Below are 11,546 nucleotides of genomic sequence, written 5' to 3' on the forward strand. Positions count from 1 at the left end.
TGCCGTGCAGCCCGCAGGGATGGCTGCCTCGTGTAGCGATGATCGGCCTCACGACCTCCATCGCTTCGAAAGACTAGGCTGACTTCTGTGCGGGCCGGTTACAGGGAGCGGGGAGGCTGGGGCCATGGGTGAAGGGCTATCGGGGGTATCGGTCTCTTCTCGCTGGGCTCCGGCCGAGGGTCAGCTGCCTGGTGATCTTGCTGTACTCACCGGCCCTACCCACGGCGTCGTGGAACTTCCGCTGCATCTGGCGTGGTCCGGGCTGCGCGCGTTCGATCTTGGCGACGAGAAGCTGCTCCTGGGCATGTACCGGATCGTTTTGCTCAACGGCAGGTACGTGGACTACACCCGTTACTTGGACGCCGCGCTGCTGGTAGCCCACTGGCCCATCCTCCGCAAGATGCTGGGCGGTGGCGTACGCACCGCCTGGGAGGACCGTTTCACGCAGCTGCGGCCGGCGGCCGCCGCGTGACCCTGTCCGGCCTGCCCGACCATCATCGCCGCCTGCTCTCCGACGCCCTTGCCGCCGGACACCCCTACGGGCTCGCTCTGATGGGCGGCTACGCGGTCCAGGCGCACGGCATCGTTCACCGGCCCAGCCAGGACCTCGACTTCGCCACCGAGCACCCGGCATCCATGCACGAGATCATCGACCAGATCACCCAGTCCCTCAGCAGCCGGAGCTGGCGCATTACCGTCATCGACGTGGCCCCGCTCAAGGCACGATTCCTCGCCACCGACCCAGACACTGAAGCCACCTGCGAAGTGGATCTCCTCAAAGAAGTCCTCTGACGTCCTCCCGTCGTACTGGACGTCGGACCCGTGCTCGACCTGGACGACCTCATCGGGACGAAAGTACGCGCTCTTGGAGACCGCGGTCTCGCCCGCGACGCCATCACATCCACGCCGCCCGCCACCACTACACCATCCCCCAGCTGGAAAACCTCGCAGCCAGACGCCCAGAAGAATTCGACCTCCAGGAGCTCCACGACCGGCTGGAAAGCCTGGAATGGATCAGTGATGCCGAGTTCGAGGCATATGGATTGGACTCCGCCGGGATCGCCGAACTACGTCACTGGGCCCAGGAGTGGCTGGAGGATCTCGCACAGCGGCTCGCCGAGCCCTACCAAGAGCCTTTCGACGAGTAGCAATCGCCTCAGCAGCCCGGACCCGCAGCCCGCTCAAACGCCAGCTGGGGGCGCAATCGTCTGAAAAATGTGCAGTGCGCCGGGGTCATGCGCCGCTGACCTCGCTCTGCGAAATGCCCGCGTTCCCGGCCGGGGACGGCCGGGAACGTCTCGGTGAGGGAATTATGTGCAGTCAGTGGGCTTTGCGGTAAGCCTCGTGGATGCTGGCCGGGACACGGCCGCGGTCGTTGACCTCGTAATTGTTGGCTCTGGCCCAGGTCCGGAGCTCCTCAGAGCTCGGCCCGTCGACCGGCGCCTTGCGTGCTCGACCGACTCCGCTCGCCCGACCAGTCTTACGGCCCTTCTCGATGAAGGGGGCAAGCGCCTCGAACAGCTTGTCATAGTTGTCCGAGACCAAGTCGATCTCATAACTCACGCCGTCGAGGGAAAAGGTGTGCGTACGCACCTCGTCAGTTTCTGCGCCCGTGAGGTCATCCGTGTAAACGGTAACAATTTTCTGAGCCATACGGGGATGGTACCGACTTTCCTCCCGGCGTCCAACCCGAACCTTCTGAAGCTGACAGATCCAGACCGGATGCCCTGCATTCGGGAGGAAAGAGGATAGAAGCAGATCAATCTCGGCCTCTTCGTCTCATGATTACTGTCGAGCTAGCCATCGCTTCTATCGGACAGGCGCGAAGTAATAGATGGGTGCGTCGCCGCTCGGCGTTATGCGGCACACAGACGGAGTTGGCATAAAACATGGATTCTCCTGCGTCTTGCCAGGTAGACGCCGGCGGAGCCGACCCGGAAGTCCTGCGAACCGTGGGAGTCCGAGAAACTCAGCCAGAAAAACCGTGAAACGAACACCGACCTGGACGACGCATCCCGGTCCGCCAGGGAACGGCTGCGCGCCGCGGTTCAGACACTGCACGTGCGTGCCGGACGCCCCGCTGCCAACGATGGCGCGGTCGCCAGCCGTTGGCTGCTGAGCACCAGCGCCGTTGCCTCCATTCTCGCTGCCCCGTCCTGCCCCACGAGGCCGTCCTCGAGACCTTCGCACGCGTCCTAGGCGGGGACACCGACCATTTCCACCAGCTCCTGGACAACGCCCGCGCTGAAACGCCTCAGGAGCAGTTCCTCGCCCATCCCTCACGGCGTGCCGCGTCGGCGCCCTCTTCCGCCGAACACTCCACCCCGCGCCGTCAGACGGGTCGGCACCCGCGAGGATCAGCCCGCCGGCGCGGACGCCGTCATGAGAACCTTCAGCAAGGTCCTCACCGAGGACCGGACCCTCGATGACTGCTGTGCCCGGCCCCAGCCCTGCATCTCCCCCCTCGCCCAGGAACGTGACCCTCCCGTCCTGCCTTCCAGGGGCCCCGCCGCGTTCGTCCCGGGTCAGCCAGGCGTCCGCGCGGCGGGCCTCCGCCACTGCCGGTCCGCCGTTCGGTCTTGAGGGTGGCCGCCGGCAGGAACCGTGGAAGCTGTTGCCGCTGGCGCCCGGATGGCAGACAGCCCAGAATGCGCTGGATGAGCGATTGGGTGGCGGCCGCATCCGGGCTGGCTAGGGCGGGAGTTGGCACTGTGGCAGCCATCTGGGGCGGCAAAGGTGAGCGCGAACATGCTCAGCTTGCAGCTGCACGCAGAGGACCGGCGTCGGCAGCATGATCAACGGCAGGCGGCCTATCAGGCCATGCTCAAGGCCGACCTGCGTGTGACGGCTGCCGTCGGCTCGGCGTTCGAGAAGCGGCGAGGCAGGAAGTCCCCCTGCGGCCATGAGAGAAGCGGCCCTGGCGATGCGACAGCAGGTGTACGCGGCAGCTTCGCTGATCGAGATTGTCGTGCCTCAACGCGTAGCGGCCGCGGCGCGACAGCAGCGCCGCACCAGGAGTGTTCAATCAACTCCTTCCTCCGGGAGACGGTCGAGCCCGCTCTGGACGGCGGACGACAAAACCTTCCTCGCCAAGACCATCGACCCCACCACCAGCCTCACGTAGCCCCCAGCGTCCAGGTGATGCGGATGCCTGGTGTCACTGCTGTTCACCCGGCGAGGAACGGGGGCGGACGCGTACCGTGAGGGCGCGTCCGCCCCTGTCCCTGTCCGAAAGGCACGTTCCTTGTCCTCGACGCTCTGCCGAGTGCGCGAACCTTTCCCCGACGCCCGGAGCGCCCTGACGCGGGCGCGGGCGATCATGCACGACCTGGCTGACTGGACCGCCCTCCCCTGGCCTCGACTGAAGCCGGTCACCACGGCCGAGCAGTACGCACACGCCCTCCGAGCTTTCGACACCGCCCGCATCTACGGGAACCAGGGACAGCCCGGCGTCGGTGCTGCCCTGGACGAACTGCGGCGCCGCAGGGTCATCACGTTCGACAACGAAGAGCCGAACTCCTGGTTCGCGGGGTATCTGGGGCTCCGCCCCGACCTGGCCGGACTCTGGCCGCTGCCAGAGGGGCTGACCCTCACGCTGGACTCGGCCCTGCCCTTCGGCGATCCCCACAGCGAGCCCGACGAGAACTGCACCGAGGAGGAACTGGACCAGATGGTCTCGGTGCTCGGGCCGCTGACCTTGGACGTCAGATGGGACTGTGCCTGGCGCGGCCTGCCCGAGTTCAAGGACTGCGGCGTGCAACTCTGCCTGAACGGCGTCTGGACGGAGCAGATCGCCGAGCCGTCCCCCGGCGAGTTCGGCGTCTGGATCTCCCTCGGCCCCCGCGTCGCCCGGACGCCCGAGGGCCAGAACTGGATCCACGAGTCCGGACTCTCCCTGGGCAAACCCCAGCAAGGCTGGTGATGACGAGCGTGCTGCTGCGCGACAGCCTTGGCGACTGGACCGACTTCGATGTCGCGGGGTACCGGCTCGGCGAATTCCTCGGGGTGATCCCGCCGGAGCGAAGTTTCGGCACCGTGAAGGGCTCCTTCGGCACGGAACACTACTGGCCATCTCGCTGACCGGCGGAAATCGTCATGATGTCACCCAACTGATACCGCTGCTGGACGCGATACCGCGCATTCGCGGAGTCCGGGGTCGTCCGCGTCACAGGCCGGGCCGGCTGTATGCCGACCGCGGCTACGACTACGACAAGTACCGCCGACTTCTCCGGGCCCGCGGCATCACACCGAAGATCGCACGCAGGGGCACGGCCCACGGCTCCGGCCTGGGCAGAACCCGCTGGGTCGTCGAGCGGACCTTCGCCTGGCTCCACCAGTTCAAACGCCTGCGGATCCGTTACGAGATAGGCGCCGACCTTCATCTCGGCCTGCTGCAACTCGCCTGCAGCATCATCTGCTTGAGGCGACTCCGAACCTCATTCTGAAATGATCAGTAAAGGAGGAAGAGACGGTGGCGCACAGCACGGGGCCCATGAGCATCGCAGAGGCACGGCAGTTCCCGGACAGCCATTTCTGAGCGGCCGTCGCGCCTGGCTCCGCTCATCAGGCCTCAGTGGAATCGATCGTCTCGGGAACAGGGTGTCCCTGGCCGGGCTCCCCCGGAGTCGACGACGTTCGCTGTTTGTGCCGGGGTTCGGGCCCGTCGGGTGAACTGGGCGGTGTGGGAGAGCCCGCTGGTCGTGACTGTCCGTAGGAGCGTGTGTGGAAGCGATCAACGAAGTACACGTAGCGGAGTCCGGCCTGGTCGTGGGCGACGTGGCTCCCGCCGGTGCGAAACAGCCTCGTAGTAGTAGCCCGGCATAGACGGCAGCGCTCCTACCGAGGGAAGCCGTCTGCGGGGATGGGGTGGTTGCCCACCCGGGTGCGTGCGATGTGGGCGCTGCCGAATTCGGACGCGGCGAGCCGGGCGGAGGCGCGGAGCAGTTGTGCGAGTTCCGCTGGATCTTGGCTCGTGTGGATGCCCGGCGGCCCCACAGGTCCAGGCGTGAACTCAGGTGGGGTCCAGTGGCGTGATGCCTGTGCCCGCGTACAGCTCGGGTTCCAGCGAGAGGACGGTGAGCCGCTCTCCCGCTTTCACCGCGTGCCAGGCGATCGCAGCCGCATGAGCGACTGGCAACTCCACCTTCCCCCAGTCCATCGCATCTCTCGCATGCTCCTCCGTGAAGGGAACGCTCTCCGCGAAACGCAGGGATGCCGCGTGTCTGCCTGCTCCCACGAGCCGGCGCTCGGCAGCCAGGACGGACAGTGACGGGATGAGGACGCGGCCAGTGCCTCGTGAGGCTTCGATGTAAAGGCCGGTGAAGAAGGGGTCCGCACGGTACAGAGCGGTCAGAGCGGTGTGGTCCAGGACGGCCGTCAGGTTCACGCGACGGCGCCGCCCTGATGGGTGCGGATCTTCGCCCAGGCGTCCTGACCGGCCTGATGGACCTGCTCGGTGTAGTCGATGCCGAGTTCGGCGGCCGCCTCGACGGCACGCTGTTCCCGCTCGGTTTCGGTGAGCTCACGGCTCGCGAGCTCTTCGAGGAGCTCGGTAATCGTGGTGCCGCGTTCCGCGGCGAGGATACGCAACCGGTTGCGTACCTCCTCGCTCGTCTTGATGCTCGTGGGCCTGCTCATGTAGTCGATTCTACCGCCGGTAGAACTTCGGAGCAGCATGGCTGCGGAAGTCAGCACAGAATCCGTCTGGACCACCTCTACCCCGGCGCGCAGCGGCCGCGGGGCCGCGCATCTTCAGCCGGCCTCGAGGCACCACGCTCTCCCTCTCCGCTTTCAGTACAGACAGCCAGATGCCCGGCTCGCGCCGCGTGAGAACTCTGTGCTCGCTCGGTCATACCGCCCCACATCCCGAACTCGAACCGGTCGTCGAGCGCCTCAGCCAGATACTCCGTGCGCACGGGACACCGCAGGCAGGTGATCTTGGACCGCTTCTGGCGTGAGCTGTCCGCGAACAGCTCCGCCGCATCGGCGCTCCACACGCGGCGTTCTCTCTCCAGTCGGCCCTTGCACTCGTCTTGGCTTCCCACTCCCCACGGCTGAGCAAGTTGATCACGCTGTTGCAGGTTGCCCTCTCGGCTCGACCCCCGGACCGCGCGCACTGTCCCGCCCCGCCCCCTTCCAACGTGACGCCGTCGTCCCGACGCCCCAGCTGCGAAGCGCGCCATGCCCGTATCAGACGAGTTCTGTACCGGTACCGCGTGGCGGAGGAAAGCCGGCACCACGGGATCTTCGACGACGGGCTGCTGTGGCTGGATTCCGAGCAGCTGCAGGCATGGGCCGCGGACTCCCCGTTGTCCCTTTCCGTGACCGAGTTCCGGGTGCTCGACCGTCTCGTACGCCATGCCGGAACCGTCCAGCACTTCGCGACGCTTCTCAAGGCCGGCTGGGACGTTTCGGATCCGGGCGCGCGGGGCCGGGTCAAGTTCACGGTCTCCCGGCTGCGTGGCAAACTCGACGCCACGCCTGTGGGCGGCGGGTCCATCGTCTCCGTCCGCGGCATCGGTTACCTCTACCGCTCCCCCACCGCGCCTCCATTGCCTGCCGCCAGGCCGCCTTCCGCACCAGAGGGATACACCTCACGCCCACGCCCTGCGGGGTCTGTGACGCGGCGGCGGCGTCCCGCAGACACAAGAGACCCGTTGCACGGTGCTCCTCTGGGCGGATGGCAGGTGCCGAACGTGCGGGAGTCGCCCCAGCGCCTGGCGGGAGCCGCTTCGCGGTTCGCGATCACCCGCGGACTGATCGTGCGGATCGCCCTCGCTCCCTTTTCGCAGGCCCGAGTGCTGTCCGCGACAACGCTCATGCCCATGTCCACGAAGGTTCCGCTCGGGGCCGGGCCGAAGAACCTTCACGGCCGCGCCTTCGAAGGCCTGCCCGAAGTGCAGAACCGTGCAGATCCGAGCCCACTCGGCTTTCTGTCACCACGAACGCATCACGTGCTCTCGATACTCAGCTGTCGGTCGATGTCGGCTGCAAGGTCGGCCAACTCTGCGACGCGTGGTCGAGAGCGGCGTTCTCCGGATCGAGCCGAAGACAGCTATGAAAGCGTTGACAACTCTTATTGCGGACTCGTCATCCAAGCGCAGCCCATGCACGGGTAAAGATCCGTACAACCAACCCCACTCCTCGTGAGTCATGATCATCACGGGCCGGAACTCCCGTCCCGATCAAGACCAGAGGGCCGAATGAACTCAACTCGACGATGCACGTCCACGGCGTCCGCAACCGCCGTCGTGCTCGCCACCGCCGGCGGTCTGCTCACCGTCACCGCCGTCCCCGCGTCCGCCGCGACGACCTGCACGTCGCCGGTGTACAAACGGCAGTTCTACGCGAACACCACCTTCTCAGGAACTCCGAAGCGGACCGACTGCGACAGCACGGTCGACGAGAACTGGGGCGCCAAGGCCCCCGCCTCCGGCCTGCCGACGAACAACTTCGCGGTCCGCTGGAGCGTCACCCGCGACTTCGGCTCGGGCGGGCCCCTTCACCCTCTCGGTCGCCGTCCAGGACGGCATCCGCGTCTACGTCGACAGCTCCCGCAAGGTCGACCTGTGGAAGAACGGCTCGACGACGACGAAGAAGACCGTCAACGTCACGATCCCGGCGGGCCGGCACACCCTGCGCGTGGACTACGTCAACTGGACGGGCTCGGCGAACATCAAGTTCGGCTATGCACCCACCACTTCGGCGACCGCCGACAAGGTCAAGCCGCTCCCACCGGTGGGCGCGTCGGCTTCGTACGACAAGACCACGGGCAAGGCGAAGCTCGGCTGGACGAAGAACAACGAGATGGATCTCGCCGGCTACCGCGTCTATCGCCGCCTCAAGGGCGCGGCCTTCGGCAGCACTCCTCTGGCCACCACCACCTCCACCTCGTACACCGACACCCCGCCGGCCAGCGGCGAGGTGTACTACTACGAGGTCCGCGCCCACGACAGGGCGGGCAACGTCTCCGCGGGCTCCGCCGACCAGGCTGTGGTGAGCGCCGACCGCACCGCACCCGCCGTCCCCACCGGATTGAGCTCGGCCGCCGAGTCCAACGGTCTGCGGGTCAGGTGGAGCGCGGTCGACGGGGCGGCGTCGTACCGGGTCTACCGGGCGGCGACCGCCCAGGGGACGTACACCCTGGTCGGCAGTACCGGCCAGGTGTCGTACACGGACACCTCGGCCGCCGAGGACGTGAGCTACTCCTACCGCGTGACCGCCCTCGACACGGCGGGCAACGAGTCAGCGCGGTCCGCCGCCGTCAGCGGCACACGCAGGGACCTCACCCCACCTTCCGCCGTCTCCGGAGTCACCGTCGTCCCGACCGAATACGGTTTCGCGGTGAGCTGGGACGCGAACCCCACCCCGGACCTGGCGAGCTACGTGGTCCGCCGCGGCGAACTCTGGGGAGACGACGACGAGAAGATGTGCTCCCTCTATCCGGGCTACTACGTGTCGGCCGACACCACCTCGTACGCGTACACCACCGTCCCCGACGGCGAAGAGAGCTGCTTCATCGTCGACGCCGTCGACGATGCCGGGAACTCCGCCTTCCAGTGGACCGGCGAGGCACAGATCGTGACCGCGACCGAGTTCGACATGACGCCGAGCGTCGCAACGCCCGACGGCTCGCCCCTGCGCCTGGAGGCTTCCGCCGCAGAGGGCGCGGAAGGAAACCGTCTGACGTGGTCCGGGCTCGCTGCGGGCGAGGAAGGCTCGTCCGCACCCGCGCTGGGCTTCCGCGTCTACCGGTGGAACCCCGCCACCGCCGCCTACGAGAAGATCCACGAGGCCCCCGCCGGAGCCTTCGAGTACCTCGACACCGGCGCCCGGCGTGGCACGACCAGCTACTACTGGGTGACAGGCGTGAATTCTGACGGCACCGAAACTCTGCCCGCCGGCGACTGGGCCGTCACCGCACCCGCGGCGTGACCTGACCCGACGGACAGGCTCGAACAGAGACTCCCCCTGGATCCGAGCCACGCATGATCGCTTCGGAGATCGCCGCCCACCCGGCCGGTCAGCGATGGGCGACCACCCTTGTCGCGTCGGCCACACCAGAGCCCGCCGGGTCCACATTTCCCGGCGGGCTTCACTGTATGGCTGCCCACCGGAGGCCCCTGATCGGCGCCCGACCGTCCCGGCAAGCTCGAGAGATCTGGCTGCCCGACCGTCGGGGACGGCAGAGTCTGGCGCCGCACACCGCTCCTCCTGCTTTCTTGGCGGGGCTGTCGGCCGGGCCGGGAGCGGCGATCTCCGGCCGCCCAGAGGGGAGAGGGCGCGGCGTGTCTGCCCCCAACGGCTGTCGTTGAACGGGCACCGCACACGGGTCCCCTACAGCCCGTGGGCGGGGGCGAGGGCCCGGGCCGTTCTCTGGCTCCGGGCCCTCAGCGCTCCAAGTGACCCAGCCTAGTTGCGCAGTTGCCGCGCAGGCGGCACTTCAGGCGCACACCTCCCACCGGACACGTACAGGACGGTCAGCGCCCGAGAAGAACGCTGGCATCGGCCTCGCGGCGCAGCGCGAACGCGTTTGTCTGCTCGCCAGTGGGTCCGCCCTGGTCGGTGACCAGGGCGAACCGCCGCTCCGCCGCTTGCCCGTACGGCACAGGCAGAAGGACCGGTCAGTCGTCGGGACCGGCCAACCGGGCCAGAGCGGCTGTTGCGAGTGCGGTCGTTCCGGTCTCCAGGGTGAGACGGACGCTGGGCAGGTAGCGGGACGAGTGGTTGCCCGGCAGACTGCGGAATTTCTCGGCGGCGGCGGTGCCGGGGGCGGCCGCCCACTGTGCGACGCCGACCGCACCGAGCATCCAGTATGCGCCGCGGATGCCGGGGCGTCCGTGCAGGTGCGCGCCTGCGCCGGTCAGGAGCGGGAAGTCCTCGGTGGCCGAGGTGGCGGGCCAGCCGGTGACGCGGGAGGGGCCGAACGCGGCTACGTGCGCGGCGCGGACGGCGGCTGTGACGTCCGGGTCGGCGACAGTGACACTGGAACGGGACGACTGCGCGACGGTGACCCGCGGAGGCATGGCCGCGGAACCCGCCTCAGCGCGGGCGATCCGCTCCACCGCGAGGGCGGCACGGTCGAGGGCCGCCTCGGAGAAGGCACGGACGGTGACTCGCAGCACCGCCTGTGCGGCGATCACGTTCCCGGTGTGCCCGGCGTCCGCGGTCCGCAGCGAGGACGCCGAGACGACCAGCCGCTCCGCAGGGTCGGTCTCCTGGGCCACGATCGTGGAGAGCCGCGTCACGGAGCCGGCCGCGGCGAGCAACGGGTCGGCAGCGAGGTGCGGAGTGGCGGCGTGACCACCGTCGCCCTCGAAGCGCACGTCCAGTGTCAGGCTGCCTGCCAGCACCGGACCGTCCGCATGGGCCACCATCCCCGCCGGGAAGGACGCCGTGTGCTGCGCGAGGACCACGTCGGGCGGGGGGATCCGCTCGTACAGGCCGTCCTCCAGCATGGCCCTGGCACCGCTGAGGGTCTCCTCGGCGGGCTGACCGACGACGAGAAGGGTGCCGCGCCAGCTCTCCCGTCGGGCCGCGAGCCACCGTGCCGCGGCCGCCACGCAGGCCAGATGGGCGTCGTGGCCGCAGGCGTGCATCACCGGGACGGGCCGTCCGTCCGGTCCGGGCGCCGTCACGGTGCTCGCGTAGGGGACGCCGGTCTGCTCGGCCACGGGCAGCGCGTCGAGTTCGGCGCGCAGGAGGACGGCCGGACCCTCGCCGTTGGAGAGCGTGGCGGCTATGCCGTGTCCGCCGATGCCACGCAGTACGTGGAAGCCGTCCGCGGCAAGCCAGTCCGCGAACCGGGCGGCGGTACGGCGTTCGGCGCCGGAGAGTTCGGGATGGCTGTGCAGGTCGAGGTACAGCTCGGCGGTGGCGGGCAGCAAGGTGTCCAGGCCGGGCAGTGCGCGCGGTGCCGGGGGGCTGCCGGAGCCCTGGGGGGTGCGGGGTCCGTCGTGGTCGCTGGTCAAGGGCGGGACTCCTCAGATGTCGGCCGAGTGCACAGGGGTGGGATCACGGAACGGTGAAGCGGTTTGCGGCGGGAGTGCGGTGATGTGTGGTGGCCGGTGAGGAGGCGGCCTTCCGGTGTCCAGGCCGGCCCGAGGGCTACACGGCGTGGTGAGCGACGGTGGAGGGCGGTCGGCAGGGGTGCCGGTGGAGCTGCCGGTAACGGGACGGCGCGGGTGTGTCAGTGGGGTGACAGCGGGGAGCCAGGGCGCTGACGTCGGTGCCGCGTAGAAAGGTGGAGCCCGAGGTCTTGGCCTCCGGCAGGTTCAGCGCGTCGCCGGCCGGGGCTGTCCCGGTCGGTGCCCGGTCCCCGGACCCACAAGGAGACACCATGGCTGACAACACCCTCGCCTCCCTCGCCCAGGAGATCCTGGACCTCGAGTCGGAGACCTTCGAGATCACGGACTACTCGGACGCCAGCGAGGTCATGCTCGGCTCCTCCACGAGCTGCTCCTCCACCAGCACCTGCTCCAGCACCACCAGCACCACCTCCTGCACCGCCTGACGTCCGCGTCGCCATCGACGGTCCCCGGCGCGCT

Annotated in this window: 13 protein-coding genes and 2 pseudogenes; 9 read left to right on the top strand and 6 right to left on the bottom strand. The window is 68.4% G+C overall.

The genetic code is table 11. The features are described from left to right. Nucleotides 1-229: 229 nt before the first annotated feature. Nucleotides 230-472 carry a hypothetical protein gene (locus OHB41_RS47535; protein WP_266708169.1) on the top strand — a complete coding sequence of 81 codons (243 nt, stop codon included), beginning with the start codon at nt 230-232 and terminating at the stop codon, nt 470-472. Nucleotides 473-474: 2 nt separating this feature from the next. Beyond that, nucleotides 475-1,148 (top strand): annotated as a pseudogene (locus OHB41_RS47540) (nucleotidyl transferase AbiEii/AbiGii toxin family protein). A 172-nt stretch (nt 1,149-1,320) separates the two neighbouring features. On the opposite strand, the gene OHB41_RS47545 reads toward OHB41_RS47540, so the two are convergent. Then, nucleotides 1,321-1,653, bottom strand: a complete 333-nt coding sequence (locus OHB41_RS47545; RefSeq protein ID WP_266708170.1) for a histone-like nucleoid-structuring protein Lsr2 — start codon at nt 1,651-1,653, stop codon at nt 1,321-1,323. A 1,249-nt stretch (nt 1,654-2,902) separates the two neighbouring features. Between OHB41_RS47545 and OHB41_RS47550 the strand changes: the two genes are divergently transcribed. The 4 genes and pseudogenes from OHB41_RS47550 to OHB41_RS47565 all read left to right on the top strand — a co-directional run. Next, nucleotides 2,903-3,124, top strand: coding sequence for a hypothetical protein (locus tag OHB41_RS47550; RefSeq protein ID WP_266708172.1), 222 nt, complete (start codon nt 2,903-2,905; stop codon nt 3,122-3,124). Nucleotides 3,125-3,265: 141 nt separating this feature from the next. Continuing rightward, the gene (locus OHB41_RS47555; RefSeq protein ID WP_266708174.1) at nt 3,266-3,922 is read left to right on the top strand and encodes a hypothetical protein; all 657 of its coding nucleotides are present in this window, start codon (nt 3,266-3,268) and stop codon (nt 3,920-3,922) included. Continuing rightward, a complete protein-coding gene (locus OHB41_RS47560) occupies nt 3,922-4,080 on the top strand; it encodes a hypothetical protein (RefSeq protein WP_266708176.1) in 159 nt (52 codons plus the stop codon). Before OHB41_RS47555 ends, OHB41_RS47560 begins: the two co-directional genes overlap by 1 nt. Beyond that, nucleotides 4,053-4,445, top strand: a pseudogene (locus OHB41_RS47565) (IS5 family transposase); the annotation flags it as partial. The gene OHB41_RS47560 and the pseudogene OHB41_RS47565, both read left to right, overlap by 28 nt. A gap of 566 nt (nt 4,446-5,011) precedes the next feature. Here OHB41_RS47565 and OHB41_RS47570 read toward each other — a convergent pair. The 3 genes from OHB41_RS47570 to OHB41_RS47580 form a co-directional block, all read right to left on the bottom strand. Further along, on the bottom strand, nt 5,012-5,386 hold the full coding sequence (locus tag OHB41_RS47570; protein ID WP_266708178.1) for a PIN domain-containing protein: 375 nt from the start codon (nt 5,384-5,386) through the stop codon (nt 5,012-5,014). After that, on the bottom strand, nt 5,383-5,637 hold the full coding sequence (locus OHB41_RS47575; protein ID WP_266708180.1) for a ribbon-helix-helix protein: 255 nt from the start codon (nt 5,635-5,637) through the stop codon (nt 5,383-5,385). Before OHB41_RS47575 ends, OHB41_RS47570 begins: the two co-directional genes overlap by 4 nt. Nucleotides 5,638-5,714: 77 nt before the next feature. Further along, nucleotides 5,715-6,182 carry a WhiB family transcriptional regulator gene (locus tag OHB41_RS47580; RefSeq protein ID WP_266708182.1) on the bottom strand — a complete coding sequence of 156 codons (468 nt, stop codon included), beginning with the start codon at nt 6,180-6,182 and terminating at the stop codon, nt 5,715-5,717. A gap of 33 nt (nt 6,183-6,215) precedes the next feature. Here OHB41_RS47580 and OHB41_RS47585 point away from each other — a divergent pair, with 33 nt between their 5' ends. Further along, nucleotides 6,216-7,118: a helix-turn-helix domain-containing protein gene (locus OHB41_RS47585; RefSeq protein WP_266708184.1), complete on the top strand. Its 903-nt coding sequence runs from the start codon at nt 6,216-6,218 to the stop codon at nt 7,116-7,118. A gap of 523 nt (nt 7,119-7,641) precedes the next feature. Beyond that, nucleotides 7,642-8,934, top strand: coding sequence for a fibronectin type III domain-containing protein (locus OHB41_RS47590; protein WP_323138601.1), 1,293 nt, complete (start codon nt 7,642-7,644; stop codon nt 8,932-8,934). Nucleotides 8,935-9,479: 545 nt separating this feature from the next. Here the strand turns inward: OHB41_RS47590 and OHB41_RS47595 are convergent. Both OHB41_RS47595 and OHB41_RS47600 read right to left on the bottom strand, forming a co-directional pair. After that, nucleotides 9,480-9,608: a hypothetical protein gene (locus OHB41_RS47595; protein ID WP_266708186.1), complete on the bottom strand. Its 129-nt coding sequence runs from the start codon at nt 9,606-9,608 to the stop codon at nt 9,480-9,482. 15 nt (nt 9,609-9,623) lie between these two features. After that, nucleotides 9,624-10,970: an amidohydrolase gene (locus OHB41_RS47600; RefSeq protein ID WP_266708188.1), complete on the bottom strand. Its 1,347-nt coding sequence runs from the start codon at nt 10,968-10,970 to the stop codon at nt 9,624-9,626. Between the two features lie 368 nt (nt 10,971-11,338). On the opposite strand from OHB41_RS47600, the gene OHB41_RS47605 reads away from it, so the two are divergent. Beyond that, nucleotides 11,339-11,512 (top strand): thiazolylpeptide-type bacteriocin, encoded by a 174-nt coding sequence (locus OHB41_RS47605; protein WP_031179489.1) that lies wholly within the window; start codon nt 11,339-11,341, stop codon nt 11,510-11,512. Nucleotides 11,513-11,546 lie beyond the last annotated feature (34 nt).

It is taken from the genome of Streptomyces sp. NBC_01571 (assembly GCF_026339875.1).
In the GTDB taxonomy this organism is placed as follows: Bacteria; Actinomycetota; Actinomycetes; order Streptomycetales; family Streptomycetaceae; genus Streptomyces.

Bases quoted from the DNA above. Each gene is read 5' to 3' on its own strand.
- OHB41_RS47575 (WP_266708180.1), bottom strand. From the start codon at position 5,637: ATGAGCAGGCCCACGAGCATCAAGACGAGCGAGGAGGTACGCAACCGG.
- OHB41_RS47545 (WP_266708170.1), bottom strand. From the start codon at position 1,653: ATGGCTCAGAAAATTGTTACCGTTTACACGGATGACCTCACGGGCGCA.
- OHB41_RS47580 (WP_266708182.1), bottom strand. From the start codon at position 6,182: ATGGCGCGCTTCGCAGCTGGGGCGTCGGGACGACGGCGTCACGTTGGA.
- OHB41_RS47550 (WP_266708172.1), top strand. From the start codon at position 2,903: ATGAGAGAAGCGGCCCTGGCGATGCGACAGCAGGTGTACGCGGCAGCT.
- OHB41_RS47560 (WP_266708176.1), top strand. From the start codon at position 3,922: ATGACGAGCGTGCTGCTGCGCGACAGCCTTGGCGACTGGACCGACTTC.
- OHB41_RS47605 (WP_031179489.1), top strand. From the start codon at position 11,339: ATGGCTGACAACACCCTCGCCTCCCTCGCCCAGGAGATCCTGGACCTC.